This window comes from Allobosea sp. R86505 (assembly GCF_042466375.1).
Lineage (GTDB): Bacteria > Pseudomonadota > Alphaproteobacteria > Rhizobiales > Beijerinckiaceae > Allobosea.
Genome location: NZ_JAXHPY010000001.1, coordinates 853,478 through 871,945 on the forward strand (window position 1 = coordinate 853,478; position 18,468 = coordinate 871,945).

General features: G+C 67.9%; 16 protein-coding genes. 11 read left to right on the plus strand and 5 right to left on the minus strand.

Going from position 1 to position 18,468, the window contains the following annotated elements; genetic code table 11:
* The first annotated feature begins 110 nt into the window (after positions 1-110).
* Positions 111-1,286 carry a diaminopropionate ammonia-lyase gene (locus SJY11_RS04130; protein WP_376985163.1) on the plus strand — a complete coding sequence of 392 codons (1,176 nt, stop codon included), beginning with the start codon at positions 111-113 and terminating at the stop codon, positions 1,284-1,286.
* A gap of 143 nt (positions 1,287-1,429) precedes the next feature.
* Entirely contained in the window at positions 1,430-3,028 is a 1,599-nt protein-coding gene (locus SJY11_RS04135; protein ID WP_376985164.1) for a gamma-glutamyltransferase, read from the plus strand.
* A gap of 162 nt (positions 3,029-3,190) precedes the next feature.
* Here SJY11_RS04135 and SJY11_RS04140 read toward each other — a convergent pair whose 3' ends face one another.
* From SJY11_RS04140 to SJY11_RS04155, 4 genes are all read right to left on the minus strand, one after another.
* The gene (locus SJY11_RS04140; RefSeq protein WP_376985165.1) at positions 3,191-4,771 is read right to left on the minus strand and encodes an ABC transporter substrate-binding protein; all 1,581 of its coding nucleotides are present in this window, start codon (positions 4,769-4,771) and stop codon (positions 3,191-3,193) included.
* A 113-nt stretch (positions 4,772-4,884) separates the two neighbouring features.
* Positions 4,885-6,378, minus strand: coding sequence for an amidase (locus SJY11_RS04145; protein ID WP_376985166.1), 1,494 nt, complete (start codon positions 6,376-6,378; stop codon positions 4,885-4,887).
* A gap of 119 nt (positions 6,379-6,497) precedes the next feature.
* On the minus strand, positions 6,498-7,517 hold the full coding sequence (locus SJY11_RS04150; protein ID WP_376985167.1) for a nickel/cobalt transporter: 1,020 nt from the start codon (positions 7,515-7,517) through the stop codon (positions 6,498-6,500).
* Between the two features lie 7 nt (positions 7,518-7,524).
* Complete coding sequence (locus SJY11_RS04155) at positions 7,525-8,172, minus strand: DUF1007 family protein (RefSeq protein ID WP_376985168.1); 648 nt, start codon at positions 8,170-8,172, stop codon at positions 7,525-7,527.
* 214 nt (positions 8,173-8,386) lie between these two features.
* Here SJY11_RS04155 and SJY11_RS04160 point away from each other — a divergent pair, with 214 nt between their 5' ends.
* The 9 genes from SJY11_RS04160 (at position 8,387) to SJY11_RS04200 (ending at position 18,211) form a co-directional block, all read left to right on the plus strand.
* Positions 8,387-9,061: a Crp/Fnr family transcriptional regulator gene (locus SJY11_RS04160; protein WP_376985169.1), complete on the plus strand. Its 675-nt coding sequence runs from the start codon at positions 8,387-8,389 to the stop codon at positions 9,059-9,061.
* Positions 9,062-9,295: 234 nt separating this feature from the next.
* Positions 9,296-11,284 (plus strand): AMP-dependent synthetase/ligase, encoded by a 1,989-nt coding sequence (locus SJY11_RS04165; RefSeq protein WP_376985170.1) that lies wholly within the window; start codon positions 9,296-9,298, stop codon positions 11,282-11,284.
* 11 nt (positions 11,285-11,295) lie between these two features.
* Positions 11,296-12,087, plus strand: a complete 792-nt coding sequence (locus tag SJY11_RS04170; RefSeq protein WP_376989249.1) for an ABC transporter ATP-binding protein — start codon at positions 11,296-11,298, stop codon at positions 12,085-12,087.
* Complete coding sequence (locus SJY11_RS04175) at positions 12,087-12,233, plus strand: hypothetical protein (RefSeq protein WP_376985171.1); 147 nt, start codon at positions 12,087-12,089, stop codon at positions 12,231-12,233. The genes SJY11_RS04170 and SJY11_RS04175 overlap by 1 nt, the downstream gene beginning before the upstream one ends.
* A 155-nt stretch (positions 12,234-12,388) precedes the next feature.
* On the plus strand, positions 12,389-13,303 hold the full coding sequence (locus SJY11_RS04180) for a branched-chain amino acid ABC transporter permease (RefSeq protein ID WP_069056839.1): 915 nt from the start codon (positions 12,389-12,391) through the stop codon (positions 13,301-13,303).
* Between the two features lie 10 nt (positions 13,304-13,313).
* Positions 13,314-14,393 (plus strand): branched-chain amino acid ABC transporter permease, encoded by a 1,080-nt coding sequence (locus SJY11_RS04185; protein ID WP_326908735.1) that lies wholly within the window; start codon positions 13,314-13,316, stop codon positions 14,391-14,393.
* A 107-nt stretch (positions 14,394-14,500) separates the two neighbouring features.
* The gene (locus SJY11_RS04190) at positions 14,501-15,832 is read left to right on the plus strand and encodes an ABC transporter substrate-binding protein (protein WP_376985172.1); all 1,332 of its coding nucleotides are present in this window, start codon (positions 14,501-14,503) and stop codon (positions 15,830-15,832) included.
* 146 nt (positions 15,833-15,978) lie between these two features.
* A complete protein-coding gene (locus SJY11_RS04195) occupies positions 15,979-16,827 on the plus strand; it encodes an ABC transporter ATP-binding protein (protein WP_376985173.1) in 849 nt (282 codons plus the stop codon).
* 151 nt (positions 16,828-16,978) lie between these two features.
* On the plus strand, positions 16,979-18,211 hold the full coding sequence (locus tag SJY11_RS04200) for a phenylacetate--CoA ligase family protein (RefSeq protein ID WP_376985174.1): 1,233 nt from the start codon (positions 16,979-16,981) through the stop codon (positions 18,209-18,211).
* Positions 18,212-18,229: 18 nt separating this feature from the next.
* On the opposite strand, the gene SJY11_RS04205 is transcribed toward SJY11_RS04200, so the two are convergent.
* Positions 18,230-18,418, minus strand: a complete 189-nt coding sequence (locus SJY11_RS04205; RefSeq protein ID WP_376985175.1) for a hypothetical protein — start codon at positions 18,416-18,418, stop codon at positions 18,230-18,232.
* Positions 18,419-18,468: the final 50 nt, after the last annotated feature.

Genomic DNA, 18,468 nt, shown 5'->3' on the forward strand with positions numbered 1-18,468 from the left:
GCGAATCTAGTTCAGGGCTGCGCATCCGCCAATGGACCGGCGCCCCCGGATATGCACGATGGCGCCGTTCCCGCGAGCGGCCGCTCGCTTCCGTTCCGCACGAGACCGCCATGTTCCTGCTCAATACGCATCCCGATCATCGCAAGCCGCTGCTGCCGGCCGATGCGGAAGGCCTCGGGGCCACCGGTGCGGCGCAGGTTGAGCGTCAGATCAGCCGGCGCGAGAATTATGCGGTGACGCCGCTGCAGGGGCTGCCGGCGCTGGCCAAGGAGCTCGGTGTCGCTGCGATCCACCTCAAGGACGAGGGGCACCGCCTCGGGCTCGGCAGCTTCAAGGCGCTCGGCGGCTCCTATGTCGTGGTCAAGCTGGTGCTGGAAGAGGCCGTGCGCCGGCTCGGGCGCCCCGTCGACATCGCCGAATTGCAAAGCCCCGAGGTGCGGGCGGTCGCGGCCTCCATGACCTTTTCCTGCGCCACGGACGGCAATCACGGCCGCTCGGTCGCGCAGGGAGCGCAGCTCGTGGGTGCGCAGGCCGCGATCTTCGTTCATTCCGGCGTCAGCGAGGAGCGCATTGCTGCCATTGCCCGCTTCGGCGCGACGATGATCCGGGCGGAGGGCACCTATGACGATTCGGTGGCGGAGGCCGCGCGCGTTTCGGACGAGAAGGGCTGGATCGTCGTCTCCGACACCTCCTGGCCGGGTTATGAGCGCATCCCCGGGCTGGTGATGCAGGGCTACACCGCGCTGGTCGCCGAGGCGCTGCGCCAGATGCCGCAGCCGCCGACGCATGTCTTCGTGCAGGTCGGCGTCGGCGGCATCGCGGCGGCGGTCGCGGCGCATTTCGCGCTGGTTCTGGGCGATGAGCGGCCGGTCTTCGTCGCGGTCGATCCCTCGCGCGCGGCCTGCATGTTCGAGAGTGCGCGGGCTGGCGAGCCGGTGAAGGCCACGGTCGGCGAGCCCACCGTCATGGCGATGCTCGACTGCTACGAGCCCTCGCTCGTCGCCTGGCGGATCCTGTCGCGGGTCGCGGATGCCTTCATGACGGTCGAGGACGAGGATGCGGTGGCGGTGATGAACCGGCTGGCGCGGCCGGCCGGCGGCGACCCCGTCATCGTCGCCGGCGAAAGCGGTGGCGTGGGGCTCGCCGGGTTGATCGCCGCCGCCGCCGATCCGGCGATTCGGGCGCAGCTGAAGCTCGACGCGACCTCGCGCGTCTTCGTCGTCAACACCGAGGGCGCGACCGACCCCGATCGCTATGCAGAGCTGGTCCACGGCAAGGCCGCCTGAACCTCGGCCAACCGCCGACGGCATGCCTTGCCGGCATGGCGCCCGCACGATCGGCGCACGGGGCGGCCCCGTTCGCTCTGGCCTAAGCTCTCGCCGCGCGCCTGCATGGCGGGCGCAGCCTGGCCTTCGAGGGGAATTCAAAGATGACCGTTGCCGCAGAGGTGCCCTACCGCACGCAGAACTGGACGCTGCGCAAACCGATGGCGAGCGGGCGCAACGGCGTCGTGGTCTCGCAGAACCGCGAGGCGGCCGAGGCTGGAGCGGCGATCCTGGAGGCTGGCGGCAATGCGGCCGATGCGGCGGTGGCGGCCTGTTTCGCGCTCGCCGCGGTCGAGCCCTGGAACAGCGGGCTCGGCGGCATCGGCTTCGCCGTCGTGCTCAAGGCCGGCGAGACCACGGCGAAGGTCGTCGATTTCGGCCCCGTTGCGCCGCGGCGGGCCGATCCTTCGGCCTACCCGCTGACGGGGGCGATGAAGAACGACCTCTTCACCTGGCCCGAGGTGGTGGGCGATGTGAACATTCACGGCCCGCTCTCCTTCGTGATCCCGTCCTCGGTCGCCGGCTATGCCAAGCTGAAGGAGAGCTTCGGGACGGCGATGCCCGTCGCCGACCTGCTGGCGCCGGCGATCACGCTCGCCAGGCGCGGGCTGGCGCAGGACTGGTACACGACGCTGAAGGTCGCCTCCTCGGCCGCCGTGCTGCGGCTCTACGCGGAAAGCGCGCGGATCTATCTGCCGGGCGGCCTGCCGCCGGTGCCGCCCTATCAGGGCAAGCCCGGCTTTTTCCGTCTGGGCCATCTCGCCTCGACGCTGGAGCGGCTGGCCTCGGCCGGGCTCGACGATTTCTACACGGGCAAGATCGCCAGGCTGCTCGTCGCCGACATCAAGGCGATGGGCGGGGTCGTCGATGCGCAGGATCTCGCCGGCTGCGAGGCGATCGTGCGGGACGCGCCGACGATCGATTGGCGCGGCACCCATCTCGTCCACACCGCCGGCGGGCTGACGGCTGCGCCGACGCTGGAAGCGGTGGTCGAGGGCATGGATGCGACGCGGCCCGGTACGGGGGGGCCGGATGCGGCCTGGTTCGCCAGCCTGTCGCGGGTGATGCGCGAGGCCTATGCCAGTCGGCTCGAGGGGCTGGGCGCAGCGAAGGCGGCAACCGAGCCTGGCGACACCTGCACCACCCATCTCACGGTGGTCGATGGCGAGGGCACGCTGGTCACGGTCACGACGACGCTGCTCTCCTCGATGGGCAGCCGCGTCGTGCTGCCCGATACCGGGGTGCTGATGAACAACGGCATGATGTGGTTCGATCCGCGCCCCGGCAGCGCCAATGCGATCGCGCCCGGCGCCCGGCCACTCTGCAACATGTGCCCGGTGATCGTCACGCCGAAGACGGGCTCCGGCCCGCGCTTCGCCGGCGGCGCCTCCGGCGGGCGGCGCATTCTCGCCAGCGTCTACCAGATGCTGGCCTGGACGGTCGATTTCGGCATGGATCTGGAGGAGGCGGCGCACCGGCCGCGCATCGACGTCTCGGGGCCTGACCAGACCAGCGCCGATCTGCGCCTGCCGGCGGAAACCCTGACCGCGCTGGAGGCGGCCGGGCCGGTGGTCGTGGTCGAGCACGGCGTGCTGCCGATCAACTTCGCCTGCCCCAACCTGATCCGCGTCGATGCGGACGGGGCGGAAGGCATCAGCGACGTGATCTCGCCCTGGTCGGCGGCGGTCGCGGCGAAGAGGTAGGGCTTTTCGGTTCAGCGACGAACCACGCCGTCATCCTGGGCGACCGAAGGTCGTCCCCGGGATCCATCCTGGAGCACCGACAGTGCCCTGTGATGGCTCCCGGCCTGCGCCGCTTCGCGGCTTGGCCAGGATGACGGCGCGTTTGCGTTCGCGCGTACTGCTTCACACCCGCTTCAGACCCCAGGGATAGGGCGCCGAGCCCTTCTGCATCCCGGTCAGGGTCTTGCGGTAGGCGGTGCGGATCATGAAGACGCCGAGCGGGATCGTCGCGGTGTCTTCCAGCGCCAACCGGCCGAGCGTGGCGGCGGCCTTCTTCTGGGAGGCCTCGTCGGGCGCATAGAGCCACTCCTCGGCCAGCGCCTCCGCCTTCGCGCTCTCGTACCAGCCGAACCAGCCCTTGGCGCCCTGCCCGCGGACCAGATAGGACAGGGCCGGATTGCTCCAGCCATTGGCCGAGCCGGTGGTGTGGAAGATGCTCCAGCCGCCCTTCTCGACAGGCTCGCGGCTGTTGCGACGCTGGATCACGGTGCCCCAGTCGCTGGCGACGAAATCGACGTTCATGCCGATGCTCTTGAGCAGTTCGTAGGTGACGTCGCCGAGCGGGCCGATATCCGGGAAGTCGGTCGGGCTGATGATGACGACCTTCTCGCCCTTGTAGCCGGAGTCCTTCAGCGCCGCCTTCGCCTTCTCGACGCTCTGGGGCATCAGGTCTTCCTGCTCGCCGTCGTAATAGGGCGTGCCGCGGAACCAGAGGTTGCGCGAGGTCTTCCAGATCGAAGTGTCGTCGCCCTGGGTGGCGCGCATATAGTCTTCCTGGTTCACCGCCATGCGCACCGCGGCGCGCACCTTCGGGTTATTGAAGGGCGGCTGCAGGTGGTTCAGCCGCATGATCGCGCCACGGCCGGATTCGTCGGTGACCTCGCGGGTGATGTCGGGGCTTTTTGCGAGCATCGGCTGGAGATCGCTCAACGGCCTCTCCCACCAGTCGACCTCGCCCTTGATCAGGGCGTTGGCCGCCGTCGCCGGGTCGGGCAGAATCTGCCATTCGACGCGCTTGAAATTGGCGACCTTGCCGCCGGCATTGCGGCTGGGGGGTTCGGTGCGGGGCTTGTAGGCCTCGAATCTCTCATAGGCGACCTTGCTGCCGGAGACGTATTCGGCCGGCAGGAAGCGATAGGGGCCCGACCCGATGACCTCGGTGATCTGCTTGGTCGCCTCGGTGGTGGCCAGGCGCTCCGGCATGATGAACAGAGGCGAATCCGCCTTCGCCAGCACTTGGAGCATCATCGGGAAGGCGCGGGTCAGCTTGATCTCGAAGGTGCGGTCGTCGATCGCGGCCGAGGATTCGATCACCTTGGCCAGGAGCTGGCCGTAAGGGTCGCGCTGGACCCAGCGTTTCAGGCTCTGCAGGCAGTCGGCCGACTTCACGGCTGCGCCGTCGTGGAAGGACAGCCCGTCGCGCAGCTTGAAGCGCCAGCTCTTGCCGTCGGGCGAGACCTCATGGCCCTCGACCATCTGCGGTTGTGGCTTGCCCGCGAGATCGAGCCCGTAAAGCGTATCGTAGACGTAGTAGCCGTGGTTGCTGGTCACGGTCGCCGTCGTCCAGACCGGATCGAGCGCGGTCAGATTGGCCTGCGGCACGAATTTCAGCGTGGTCGCCGACTGGGCCGCGGCGCGGCCGATGGCGGCGGGGCCTGCGAGCGTCAGGGCGGTCGCGCCCTTCAGGAACGTGCGACGTTTCATGGAAGTCCCCCGTATCGATCGATCGTGCCGACATCGGACACCCGCGTCGCGATGCCTGTCTTGGACGTTCCTGCCCCGGGCCGGGGCAGGCGCTGTTGCATGGCGGCGACGGCTCAGTCGAAGCCGAGGAAGCCCGGCGTGTCGGCGATGCGCGGGGCAGCGGTGAGTTTGACGATGTCGGGCACGGGGCGCGCCGTCAGCGCGTCGCCGGCGAGCGCCTGTTCGAGCGCAGCCGCCACAGCCAGCACCTTGGCGTCGCCGCCGCGCGGGCCGACGATCTGCAGGCCGAAGGGCATGCCGGCGTCGTCGAGCCCGACCGGCAGCGAAATCGCCGGGTGGCCGACGGTGGTGACGGCATAGGCGAGCGCCAGCCAGTGGAAATAGGTCCGTGTCGGCTGGCCGTCGATCTCGGCCGGGTAGAGCTCCGACCAGGGCCGCGGGCTCAGCGTCACGGCCGGCGACAGGATGACGTCGTAATCTTCGAAGAAGCCCTGCCAGCGCTGGTAGATCGCGGTCTGCTGCTTGAGAGCGCGGGTGATGTCGAGCGCGCCGTAGCGCAGGCCCTCCTCGACATTGACGCGGACATTGGGGCCGACCATCTCGGGCGTATCGCGGACTTTTTCGTACATGCCGGCGAGGAAGGCGAGCGAGCGCAGCACCTCGAAGGTCTCGTCCATGCCGGCGCAGTCCGGCGTCGCCTCTTCGGTCGCGGCGAAGAGCGAGGAAAAGGCGCCGACCTTGTCGGCGAAGACCTTGCGGATGTGCTTCTCGGTCGGCGCGAAGCCGAAATCGGGCGTGATCGCGACCTTGAGCGAGGCGAGGTCGATCATGGCGGGCCTGGCGAAATCCTCAGGCCGGCGGATCGTCTGGCCGTGGATCGTGGTCGCCAGCGGGTCGGCGGCGTCGTCGCCGACCATGGTCGAGAGCAGCAGGCAGAGATCGGGGACGGTGCGCGCCATCGGCCCCAGCACGGGCAGCGGGTTCCAGCCGATCGGCCGCTTTTCGCTCGGCACCAGCCCGGGTGTCGGGCGGAAGCCGACGATGCCGTTGAAGGCGGCGGGATTGCGCAGCGAGCCGCCGGTGTCCGAGCCGGTCGCGATCGGCACCATGCCGGTGGCGAGCGCCACGCCGGAGCCGCCCGAGGAGCCGGCGGCGGATTTCGTCGGGTCGAAGGGGTTGCCGGTCGCGCCATAGACGGCGTTGCGGGTGTTGGCGCCGGCGCCCCATTCAGGCGTGTTGGTCTTGCCGAGCACGATCGCGCCGGCCGCGCGGGTCTTGGCGACGATCAGCTGGTCCTCGGCGGGCACGTGGTCGCGGTAGAGCTGGCTGCCATAGGTGGTGCGCAGGCCGGCGACGTTCTCGAGATCCTTCACGCCGATCGGCAGGCCGTGCAGGGCCGGCAGCGCGTCGCCGCGCATGGTGGCCGCATCGGCCGCCTTCGCGGCGGCGCGGGCACGCTCGTCGTCGCGGGCGACCATGGCGTTGACGGCGGGATCGACGGCGTCGATGCGGGCGATGCAGCTTTCGAGCAGTTCGCTCGCGGAGAGCTTCTTGGCGCCGATGAGGGCACGCGCCTCGACGGCGCTGAGGTCGCAGGGATTGGTCAAGTGGTCAGGCCTCTCGTTGAGGACCGCGCGACGCAAAAGGCGTGCCTGTGGTCCGGCGAGCGGCAGTCTAGGCGAAAGGCGGGAGGCGTGAAGTGCTGTTGGCGCGGATGTGGATCGCGTCAGCCGGCCCCGCCCGCGGCGAGGCCGAGATAGAGCGCAGCCCCCAGCACGGCGACGAAGGCGGCGGCCAGCAGTTCCAGAACCGCCAGGGTGCGGGCGGCACGGAGCGAGCCTCCCCCGGCCAGCTTCAGCGCGGCGAATTTGAAAAAGACCGCGAGCGTGGCGAGCGCGCCCGTCGTCAGGGCGGTGCCGAGCGCCATCGCGAAGGCCGCGGCGATGCCGGCCCAGATCAGCCCGGCTGAGGCGGCGAAGACGAGGATGATGATGGCGCCGGCGCAGGGCCGCAGCCCCGCCGCGACGACGACGCCGGCCATCTCGCGCCAGGTCCGCAGGCGGGCGATCTCGTCGGGGGTGGGCATGTGGACATGGTCGCAGGAGGGATCATGCGCCTGCGCGCCGCGTCCGAGCGCCAGCAGGGCGCCCGCCTTGCGCCAGAGCACCCATGTGCCGACGAGGGCGACGAGGGCGAAGCTCGCGCGCTCGACCCAGTCGGTGGCGACCGCCATCGTCTGCGCCGTCTGCCGTAGGGCGATGGTGAGAGTGCCGACCAGCGCGATCGCAACGAGCGCCTGCAGGATCGCCGCGGCAAAGCTCAGTCCTAGCCCGCGCCGCAGGCTGCGGTCGTCGGCGACGATGTAGCCCGAGATCACCGCCTTGCCATGGCCGGGACCGGCGGCGTGAAAGACGCCATAGCCGAAGGCAAGGCCGAGCAGGCCCCAGATCGCCGTCGAACTCGCCGCCACGGCTTTCAGCGCAGCGGTGAGCTCCCGGTAGAAGGCGGACTGCCAGCCGAGGATCATGCCGCCGAGCCCGGTCGTCGCGGGGGGCGCCTCGCGCGGCAGCGGCACGCCGAAGGGGTTGCGCGGCGGTGGCGGGGGCGGCGGGCTCCAGGCGGAGAGAAGGGCGGCGAGCAGGGCGAGCCCGCCTGCGACGACCGCCAGCGCCAGCACCATGATGATCAGGCGCCGCGACAAGGCGGGCCAGGGCATCGGGGCGAGGCGGGGGATGTTCAGCGACATCGCCCGGTCAAGGACAGGCCACGAGGGCGCGCGTCGTCACCTGCAGTCCGCTGGTGTCGGGTGTCGCGGTGATGTCCTCCTGCGCCAGCTTCTGCTGGATCGCGGGGTTGAGCTTCGGCGGGCGGGCGACGCGCACGATGCAGCCCTTGGGCGCGTCGCGGGCGATCACCGCGTCGGGCGCATCGACGATCTCGAAGGCGACGAAATAGGTCGGGTCGCCGATCTCGATGCCGAAGGAGCGGCTGGCATGGGCCGGCGTCTTCAGCGGCAGCGTGTAGGTCAGCGTCAGGATCTTGTTCTCGAAGACGAGACCGGCGCCCGTTGGCGTGCCGAATTCCTGCGCCTTGCCATTGGCCTTGGCGGTGGTGAAGAAGCCGACATCGGGCAGGGATTCGACATTGACCTTGGCCAGTTCGGCCAGTTCGTCCGAGCTCAGCTTGCCGTCGCCGTTCTTGTCCAGCCCTTGCGTGATATAGGCCGAATAGGCCTCGTCGAAGCTCCAGACATGCTTGAGCGCGCGCACGGCCCCGTCGGGCGCGTAGAGGATTTCGGCGCGGGCGGTGACGAAGACATGCGGATGCGCCGAGGCCGGGGCGCTCGGCCCGGCCCAGGCGGCGAGGGCGAGCAGGGCGGCGAGAGCGGGGCGGCGTGCCACGGGCGATGTCCTCGGCATGGGCGCAAGCTGGCGCAGCAGGGTTAACGATGCGTGAATCGGGCGCGGACGTCCAGCCGTCCGCGCCGGGAGCGGATCGCCCAGAAAGGCGGCCAAATCGCGGCGCCTTCGTGCCTTGCGGCGGCGGGCGGCGCTTGAGTTCGGCTGTGCGCCAGCCCCATAGTGCGGCTGCCCGCGACCAGGGAGAGCCGGCCCCGTGATCCTGCCCGACGAACTGAAGCGCATCGCCGCCTGGTCGCGCGACCTGCGCGAGGAGGAGTTCGAGGAGGCGCGGCGCGGCATCACGTTTCGCAGCTACGGCAAGGGCGCCCATATCTGCCATGTCGGCGACCGGCTCGAGGCCTGGACCGGCGTCGCCGACGGGCTGGTGAAGATGTCGACGACCTCGAAGACGGGCAAGTCGGCGACGCTGGCGGGGATGAGGGCGGGGGCCTGGTTCGGCGAAGGCACCGTCATCAAGGGCGAGTTGCGGCGCTACGAGCTCGTGGCGCTGCGCGAGACGAGGCTCGCCCTGATGCGCCGCCAGACCTTCCTCTGGCTGTTCGAGCATTCGGCGGCCTTCAACCGCTTCCTGGTGCACCAGTTCAACGAGCGCCTGGCCCAGTTCATCGCGCTGGCGGAGACCGAGCGGACGCTCGATTCGACCGGACGGCTGGCGCGCAACCTCGCCTGGCTGTTCAACCCGACGCTCTATCCCGACGAGGGCCGCACGCTGGAGGTCAGCCAGGAGGAACTCGGCCTGCTCGCCGGCATGTCGCGCCAGATCGCCAATCAGGGGCTGTCGCGGCTCGCTGCGCTCGGCCTGCTCGAGGTCGGCCATGGCAGCGTGACGATCCTCGATGTCGCGGGACTGGCGCGCTACGAAGGCTGACGCGGCCGGGATTGGCATCACCGTCTCTGACCTTCTGCGGACGCAATGAAGGCCGATGATTCCAAGCCGGCAAGGAATCTCCCAAGACAATAGCGCCCGAATCGCGTGTTGTCTGTCAAGCCTCCCCTTGCAAAGCGCATGCGTCACTGCGAGGCTTGCATCCAACGAGGCCCAATGCGGCCCGAACCAAGGCCGGTGCGATGTACGCCGGCCTGCTCAGGGTGGAGACGGACGATGGCAAGCGCGAGCGCCGGCCAGGCGGATACCTTTCCGAAATTGCTGCTGCGCAATGCGCGCGAGCGGGGCGGGCGCGTCGCGTTCCGCCACAAGGACCTCGGCATCTGGCAGTCCTGGAACTGGGCTGAAGTGACCGAGCAGGTGCGCGGCTTCGCGCGGGGCCTGCAGGCGCTCGGGCTCCGGCGCGGCGAGAAGGTCGCGATCGTCGGCTACAACCGGCCGCGGCTCTACTGGGCGATGGCGGCGGCGCAATGGCTGGGTGCCGTGCCGGTGCCGGTCTATGCCGACAGCGTCGCCGACGAGATGGCCTATGTTCTCGACCATGCCGAGGCGGTCTTCGCCGTGGTGCAGGACCAGGAGCAGGTCGACAAGCTCCTCTCGATCGCGGAGCGCCTGCCGAGCCTGCGGCACATGCTCTATGACGAGCCCCGGGGCCTGCGCGACTACGACCACGGCACGCTGCACCCGATCGACGAGGTCATCGCGGGCGGGCTGAAGGACCTCGCCGGCAGCGCCGAGGCTGCCACCGCGCTCGAGCGCGAGATGCTGGCGGGTACGGGCGCCGATCTCGGCATCATCCTCTACACCTCGGGTACCACCGGGCGGCCCAAGGGCGTGATGCTCAGCCATACCAATGTGATCGCGGCGGCCGAGATCGGCTGCCAGTTTGACGGGCTGAACGAGAGCGACGAGATCATCGCCTATCTGCCGATCGCCTGGGTCGGCGACCACATCTTTTCCTATGCGCAGGCGATTGTCGCCGGCTTCTGCGTCAACTGCCCGGAAGGTCCGGAGACGGTGATCGACGACCGCCGCGAGGTCGGCACCACCTACGCCTTCGCGCCGCCGCGCGTCTTCGAGACCATGCTGACCCTGACCATGGTGCGGATGGAGGATGCCGGCGCGCTGAAGCGGAAGATGTTCCATTACTTCCTCGGCGTGGCCAAGGAGCATGGCGAGAAGATCCTCAACGGCGAGAGCGTGCCGCTGGGAGCGCGGCTGCTCTACGGGCTCGGCGACGTGCTGGTCTACGGTCCCCTGCGCAACCGCTTCGGCCTGACGCGGATCAAGGTGGGCTACACGGCGGGCGAGGCGATCGGCCCCGAGCTGTTCCGTTTCTACCGCTCGATCGGCGTCAACCTGAAGCAGCTCTACGGGCAGACGGAAGCCGGCGTCTACATCACCATGCAGCCCAATGGCGAGATCCGCGCCGACACGGTGGGCCGGCCGGCGCCGCTGGTCGAGATCCGGATCGACGACAATGGCGAGGTGCTCTACCGCTCGCCCTCGATCTTCGGCGGCTACTACAAGGACCCCGAGAAGACCGCCGAGACGATGACGGCGGACGGCTATGTCCGCTCCGGCGATGCCGGCTTCTTCGACGAAGAAGGTCACCTCAAGATCATCGACCGGGCCAAGGATGTCGGCAAGCTCCGGACCGGCGAGCTGTTCCCGCCGAAATATATCGAGAACAAGCTGAAGTTCTTCCCCAACATCAAGGAGGCGGTCGCCTTCGGGCAGGAGCGCGACTACGCCACCGTGGCGGTGAATATCGACCTCACGGCGGTCGGCAACTGGGCCGAACGCAACAACGTCGTCTACGCCTCCTATCAGGAGCTCGCCGGGCACGATCTGGTCTACGACATGATCGCGGGCCATGTGGACGAGGTGAACCGCTCGCTCGCGGCCGAGCCGCTGATGGGCGGCGCGCAGATCAAGCGCTTCCTGATCCTGCACAAGGAGCTCGACGCCGACGACGGTGAACTGACGCGGACCCAAAAGGTCCGGCGCGGCTTCATCGCCGATCGCTACGCGCCGCTCGTCGACGCGCTCTATGACGGCTCGCAGGAGGCCGACATTTCCACCGAGGTCACCTTCGAGGATGGCCGCAAGGGCGTGATCTCGGCCCGCGTCAAGGTGCGCGACGCGACGATCTATCCCTCGACCGCCGCCGAGCGGCCGGCACCGGCGAGGGCTGCGGCATGAATGCGGAGCCGATGGCCATGACGGGTGCGCCCGTGCGCGAGGTGCTGCTCTCGGTCGAGAACGTCTCGCTGCGCTTTGGCGGGGTGAAGGCGATCTCGGATGTCTCCTTTGACATCCGCAAGGGCGAGGTGCGCGCCATCATCGGCCCCAACGGTGCCGGCAAGACGTCGATGCTCAACTGCATCAACGGATTCTATCAGCCGCAGGAGGGGCAGATCACCTTCAAGGGGCAGCGCCGCGACAAGATGAGGCCGCATCAGGCGGCGGCCGCCGGCATCGCCCGCACCTTCCAGAACGTCGCGCTGTTCAAGGGCATGTCGACGCTCGACAACATCATGACCGGCCGCACGCTGAAGATGAATCGCGGCTTCTTCTGGCAGGTGCTGCGCCACGGGCCGGCGATGAATGAAGAGATCGAGCATCGCAAGGTCGTCGAGGACATCATCGACTTCCTGCAGATCGAGCACATCCGCAAGCTCCCCGTCGGCAAGCTGCCCTATGGCCTGCAGAAGCGTGTCGAGCTCGGCCGGGCGCTGGCGATGGAGCCGGAGTTGCTGCTGCTCGACGAGCCGATGGCCGGCATGAACCTCGAGGAGAAGGAGGACATGTGCCGTTTCATCCTCGACGTGAACCAGCAGTTCGGCACCACCATCGCCCTGATCGAGCACGACATGGGCGTGGTCATGGACCTCTCCGACCGCGTCGTCGTGCTCGAATACGGCCGCAAGATCGCTGACGGCACGCCGGCCGAGGTCAAGGCCGACCAGAAGGTGATCGATGCCTATCTGGGAGTGGCGCATTGATGACGATCACGCATCAGCGCCTCCCCGTCATTGCGAGCGCAGCGAAGCAATCCAGCGCTTTGCTGCGTCGCTGGATTGCTTCGTCGGCTGCGCCTCCTCGCAATGACGGCAAGCGGACCTTCCGCAACCAGGACAACCAGCCATGAGCGACGTCGCCGCACGGCCCGCGCCGAACCTTCTCGCCAATGGCTGGGTCAAGGCCGCCCTGATCCTCGCCGCCATCGTCGCGGCCGCGCTCATCGGCGCGCGCCTCGATGGATCGGGGACGCTCTACAAGATCGTCATCGATCCCTTTGCGCAGATGGCGTCGGCGCCGGACCTGCTGGTCCAGACCATCTGGGAGGGCCTGGTCTCGGGCGTGCTCTATGCGCTGATCGCGCTCGGCTTCGTGCTGATCTTCAAGGCGTCGGGCGTGTTCAACTTCGCCCAGGGCATCATGGTGGTGTTCTCGGCGCTGACGCTGGTCGGGCTCTACGAGATGGGCGTGCCGGCCTTCCTGGCGGTGATCCTGACGCTGGGCGTGATGTTCGTGCTGGCGGTGACGATCGAGCGCGTGGTGCTGCGGCCGCTGGTGAATCAGCCCGACATCATCCTGTTCATGGCGACCTTCGGGATCACCTATTTCCTGATCGGGCTCGGCGAATCCGTCTTCGGCGGCAACCCCAAGCAGATGATCACCGAGCAGCTCTACCTGCCCAAGGGGGCGATCGACCTGAAGATCCTCGGCGGCTTCGTGTCGCTGCAGAAGATCGACATCGCCGCCGCGATCATCGCCTCGGTGATGATCGCGGTGCTGGCGCTGTTCTTCCAGTACACCCGCATCGGGCGGGCGCTGCGGGCGGTCGCCGACAGCCACAAGGCGGCGCTCTCGGTCGGCATCTCGCTGAACCAGATCTGGGTCATCGTCTGGTTCACCGCCGGCATCGTCGCGCTGATCACCGGCATCATGTGGGGCGCGCGCTCGGACGTGTCGTTCGCGCTCGAGATCGTGGCGCTGAAGGCCCTCCCCGTTCTGATCCTGGGTGGCTTCACCTCGATCCCCGGCGCGATCATCGGCGGGCTGATCATCGGCATCGGCGAGAAGATGGGTGAGTTCTACTGGGGCCCGCTGATCGGCGGCGGCATCGAGAGCTGGCTGGCCTACTTCATCGCGCTGGGCTTCCTGCTGTTCAGGCCGCAGGGCCTGTTCGGCGACAAGATCATCGAGCGGATTTGAGGGCCGGGACATGTTTTACCGCGAGGCCGGCCAGTTCAAATCCACCTACCAGGCCGACATGGCCGTGTTCCCGATCCGGCAGGACCGGATCGGCCTGGCGATCATCCTCGCCATCGCCTTCGTCGCGATTCCCTATTTCGGGGACGACTTCTTCATCACCTCGGTGATGATCCCCTTCCTCGTCTTCTCGATGGCGGCGATCGGGCTGAACATCCTCACCGGCTATACCGGGCTGATCTCGCTCGGCACGGCCGCCTTCATGGGGGTGGGCGCCTATGCCTGCTACAAGCTGACGACCATCTTTCCGGATGTGAACATCATCGTCCTGATCCTGGCGTCAGGCCTGTTCTCGGCGGCGATCGGCGTGCTGTTCGGCCTGCCCTCGCTGCGGATCAAGGGTTTCTACCTCGCGGTGGCGACGCTGGCGGCGCAGTTCTTCCTGCAATGGGCCTTCGTGCGCGTCCCCTGGCTCTACAACTACAACGCCTCGGGCGCGATCGAGGTGCCGCAGCGCCTGGTCTTCGGCGTGCCCGTGACCGGCGCGCTGGCCACGCCGGAGACCCGCTATTTTGTCTGCCTTTGCCTCGTCGTGGTCCTGACCTGGTTCGCCTCGAACCTCGTGCACGGCAAGATCGGTCGCTCCTGGATGGCGGTGCGCGACATGGACATCGCCGCCGAGCTGATGGGTATCAAGCTGCTCAACGCCAAGCTGCTCGCCTTCGCGGTGTCGTCCTTCTATGCCGGCGTCGCCGGGGCGATGATGATCTTCCTCTGGTATGGCGGCGGCGAAGCGGCGGATGCCTTTTCGATCCGCCTCTCCTTCAACATCCTGTTTATGGTCATCATCGGCGGGCTGGGCTCGCTGATCGGCTCCTTCTTCGGCGCCGCCTTCCTCTCGATCCTGCCCACCGCGATGAAGTTCGGGCTGCCGGCGCTCGGCGTGCCGATGGCGGGCGCCACCGCCGAGCACGTCACCTTCATGCTGATCGGCGGGCTGATCATCGTGTTCCTGATCGTCGAGCCGCATGGGCTCGCGCGGCTCTGGCAGATCGGGAAGCAGAAACTGCGAACATGGCCGTTCCCCTACTGAGGAACGGACCGGACGACGACCCGCATCGGCCTTCAAGGACGCGGGCGGACAAAAGACCGGCGGGGTCTCGACACCACCGCCGGAGGGAAACGAACGGAGGACGACCGATGAAGACACAGCATCTGATGAAGGGCGCCGCGCTCGGCGCATTGCTCGCCGCCGCCGGCTTCGCGGCTCCTGCCGCCGCGCAAGACACGATCTACGTCTCCAACAACGCCTATCGCACCGGGCCCTTCGCCGGATCGGGCATTCCGATCGGTGACGGCATGCGCGACTACATGACGATGATCAACGAGCGCGACGGCGGCGTGAACGGCGTCAAGATCGTCTATGAGGAGTGCGAGACCGGCTACGACACCAAGAAGTCGATCGAGTGCTACGAGCAGGCCAAGGCGAAGAACACCATCGTCTATTCGCCCTGGTCGACGGGTGCGACGCTGGCCGCCATCCCGCGCTCCCATATCGACAAGATCCCGATCCTGTCGATGGCCTATGGCCTTTCGGCCTCGGCCGACGGCAACGCCTTCCCCTGGGTCTTCATCCCGCCCTTCACCTATTGGGACGGCGCTTCGCTGATGGTGAAGCACATGGCGGCCGAACTCGGCGGCATGGACAAGCTCAAGGGCAAGAAGCTCGGCCTGATCCATCTCGACGCGCCCTTCGGCAAGGAGCCGATCCCGGTGCTCGAGAACCTCGCCAAGAAATACGGCTTCGAGGTCAAGCTCTATCCGGTCGCCGCCGCCGACATGCAGAACCAGGGTTCGCTCTGGCTCTCGATCCGGCGTGACCGGCCCGATTACCTCTACAACCAGGGCTGGGGCGCGATGAACCCGACCGCGGTGAAGGAGGCGATCAAGAACAACTTCCCGATCAACAAGCTGGTCGGCGTCTGGTGGGCGGGCGGCGACGACGACGCGCGTGCCGGCGGGCCGGAGGCGAAGGGCTACAAGTCGCTCAACCTGAACGCGGCCGGCACCAACTTCCCGGTCATCCAGGACATCCAGAAGTTCGTCGTCGACAAGGGCAAGAGCCTCGCGCCGAAGGAGAAGGTCGGCGAGAACCTCTACAACCGCGGCGTCTACAACTCGATGCTGATGGTCGAGGGCATCCGCAACGCGCAGCGCATCACCGGCAAGAAGGTCATCACCGGCGAGGATATGCGCCGCGGGCTCGAGGCGCTGAACGTCACCGAGGCGCGGCTGAAGGAAATCGGCATGGAAGGCTTCGCCACGCCGACGACGATCTCCTGCACCGACCATTCCGGCCACAGCAAGGCCTATGTCGCCGAGTGGGACGGGACGAAGTGGACCAAGAAGGGCGACTGGCTCGAGCCGATGAAGGACGAAGTCCGGCCGCTGATCGAGGCCGCGGCCAAGGACTACACCCAGAAGGCCGGCAACTGGCCGAAGCGGACGGAAGCCTGCGAGAAGTCGTCGTGAACTGACCCTTCTCCCCTCGGGGGAGAAGGTGGCTCGGCGTAGCCGGGCCGGATGAGGGAAGGACGGATGAGGGCGAGGGAGACTTCCCTCATCCGTCTGCTTCGCAGCCACCTTCTCCCCCGAGGGGAGAAGGGTTGGAGGTTTGCATGTCCACCGCCACACTCGACCAGTCGACCGCCACGACCCCCGCAGCCGACACGATCCTGTCGCTGAACAACATCGAGGTGATCTATGATCACGTCATCCTCGTGCTGAAGGGGGTGTCGCTGCATGTCCCGCGCAAGGGCATCGTCGCGATCCTCGGCGCCAATGGCGCCGGCAAGACGACGACGCTGAAGGCGATCTCCAACCTGCTCAAGGCCGAGCGCGGCGAGGTCACCAAGGGCTCGATCGTGTTCGAGGGCGAGCGCGTCGACCGGATGTCGCCGAATGAACTGGTGCGGCGCGGCTGCATCCAGGTGATGGAGGGGCGCCACTGCTTCGGCCATCTCTCGATCGAGGAAAACCTGCTGACCGGCGCCTTCACGCGCCGCGACGGCAACGCCGCTATCAAGCGCGATCTCGAGAAGATCTACGAGCTGTTCCCGCGGCTGAAGCAGCGCCGCAATTCACAGGCCGGCTACACCTCGGGCGGCGAGCAGCAGATGTGCGCGGTCGGCCGCGCGATGATGTCGAAGCCCAAGATGATCCTGCTCGACGAGCCCTCGATGGGGCTGGCGCCGCAGATCGTCGAGGAGATCTTCGAGATCGTGCGGCGGCTCAACGCCGAAGACGGCGTCTCCTTCCTCGTTGCCGAGCAGAACACCAACATGGCCCTGCGCTACGCCACCTATGGCTACATCATGGAGACCGGCCGCATCGTCATGGACGGCGACGCCAAGATGCTGCGCGAGAACGAGGACGTGAAGGAGTTCTATCTCGGCGTCTCCGAGGGCGACAAGAAGTCCTTTCGCGAGGTGAAGAGCTACAAGCGCCGCAAGCGGTGGCTGTCGTGAGGAGGACGCTTCCCCGTCATTGCGAGCGCAGCGAAGCAATCCAGGCGACGTCGAGTGCTGCCACTCCTGGATTGCTTCGCTGCGCTCGCAATGACGAACCGGCCAGGCCTGACAGAAGGCGCCGAGCCATCGTGACTGAAGGGACCGCGCCATGACCGAGCATCACGACGCTCTCGAAACCCGCGCGCCCGACGCCCGCGAGGCCGATCTGTTCGCGCGGCTGCCCGCCGTGCTGGCGGCGGCGATGCAGGCACCGGCCTATGCGCGCCACCTCGGCACCATCGATCCCGCCGCGATCACCGACCGCAATGCGCTGTCGACGCTGCCGGTGCTGCGCAAGGCGGATCTGCCGGCGCTGCAGAAAGAGGCCTGGCCCTTCGGCGGCTTCGTGCCGGTGGCGGCCGGCGGCTTCGGCCGGCTGTTCACCTCGCCGGGGCCGATCTTCGAACCGGAGGGAACGGGGGCCGATCCCTGGGGCGCGGCGCGGGGGCTGTTCGCAGCGGGCTTCCGGCCCGGAGACATCGTGCTCAACACCTTCGGCTACCATCTGACGCCGGGCGGATTCATCATGGATTCCGGCGCGCGCGCCTTGGGCTGCGCCGTGATTCCGGCCGGGCCGGGCAATACCGAGCAGCAGATGGAGGTCATCGCCGCCTACCGGCCGACGGCCTATGCCGGCACGCCCGATTTCCTGAAGATCCTGGTCGAGGCCGCCGAGAGCCGGGGCGTCGACATCTCCTGCATCAAACGCGCGGTCGTCTCGGGGGCTGCCTTCCCGCCCTCGCTGCAGGCCTGGGTGCGCGAGCGCGGCATCGACGCCTACCAGCTCTACGCCACGGCCGATGTCGGCATCATCGCCTATGAGACGTCTGCCCGCGAGGGCATGGTGCTGAACGAGAACCTGATCGTCGAGATCGTCCGGCCGGGCACGGGCAACCCCGTGGAAGCCGGCGAGGTCGGCGAGATCGTCGTGACCAATCTCGATCCGCACCACCCGCAGATCCGCCTCGCGGTCGGCGACCTCACGGCGCTGATGCCGGGGGCCAGCGCCTGCGGGCGGACCAACGCTCGCATCAAGGGCTGGATGGGCCGCGCCGACCAGACCGCCAAGATCAAGGGCATGTTCGTGCGGCCCGAGCAGATCGCCGAGATCGCGCGGCGGCACAGCGAGGTGCACAAGCTGCGCCTCGTCGTCGGTCGCGCCGACGAGGCCGACACGATGACGCTGAAGGCGGAAATCTACGCCCAGCCGGCCGGGCTCATCGACGCAATGTCGTCGACCCTGCAGCAGGTGACCAAGCTCAAGGGCTCGGTCGAAATCCTGCCGATGGGCTCGTTGCCGAATGACGGCAAGGTGATCGCGGACGAGCGTCCCGTCGGCTGAAGCGCTGCTGCAGAGCCGTTACTGCTGCGGCGTGGGCGGTGGCGGCGCGCCGGTCGGCGGCTTGGTGGGGTCTGGCTGGATCAGGTCCGTGCGGGCCTTGTGCTGCAACTCGGGCTCGTCGGCTGCGAACATGGCGGCGGCGAGCGGCGACAGCATCATCACGGCGATCAGGCCGAATGCGAGGTATTCCTTGGCGTCCAGACGCATGGCGTCCTCCTGAAGGTCTGACTGCCCCTGCCGTTCGCGCAAGCAACGTC

Bases quoted from the DNA above. Each gene is read 5' to 3' on its own strand.
- SJY11_RS04130 (WP_376985163.1), top strand. From the start codon at position 111: ATGTTCCTGCTCAATACGCATCCCGATCATCGCAAGCCGCTGCTGCCG.
- SJY11_RS04135 (WP_376985164.1), top strand. From the start codon at position 1,430: ATGACCGTTGCCGCAGAGGTGCCCTACCGCACGCAGAACTGGACGCTG.
- SJY11_RS04140 (WP_376985165.1), bottom strand. From the start codon at position 4,771: ATGAAACGTCGCACGTTCCTGAAGGGCGCGACCGCCCTGACGCTCGCA.
- SJY11_RS04150 (WP_376985167.1), bottom strand. From the start codon at position 7,517: ATGTCGCTGAACATCCCCCGCCTCGCCCCGATGCCCTGGCCCGCCTTG.
- SJY11_RS04165 (WP_376985170.1), top strand. From the start codon at position 9,296: ATGGCAAGCGCGAGCGCCGGCCAGGCGGATACCTTTCCGAAATTGCTG.
- SJY11_RS04170 (WP_376989249.1), top strand. From the start codon at position 11,296: ATGGCCATGACGGGTGCGCCCGTGCGCGAGGTGCTGCTCTCGGTCGAG.
- SJY11_RS04175 (WP_376985171.1), top strand. From the start codon at position 12,087: ATGACGATCACGCATCAGCGCCTCCCCGTCATTGCGAGCGCAGCGAAG.
- SJY11_RS04180 (WP_069056839.1), top strand. From the start codon at position 12,389: ATGGCGTCGGCGCCGGACCTGCTGGTCCAGACCATCTGGGAGGGCCTG.
- SJY11_RS04185 (WP_326908735.1), top strand. From the start codon at position 13,314: ATGTTTTACCGCGAGGCCGGCCAGTTCAAATCCACCTACCAGGCCGAC.
- SJY11_RS04190 (WP_376985172.1), top strand. From the start codon at position 14,501: ATGAAGACACAGCATCTGATGAAGGGCGCCGCGCTCGGCGCATTGCTC.
- SJY11_RS04195 (WP_376985173.1), top strand. From the start codon at position 15,979: ATGTCCACCGCCACACTCGACCAGTCGACCGCCACGACCCCCGCAGCC.
- SJY11_RS04200 (WP_376985174.1), top strand. From the start codon at position 16,979: ATGACCGAGCATCACGACGCTCTCGAAACCCGCGCGCCCGACGCCCGC.
- SJY11_RS04205 (WP_376985175.1), bottom strand. From the start codon at position 18,418: ATGCGTCTGGACGCCAAGGAATACCTCGCATTCGGCCTGATCGCCGTG.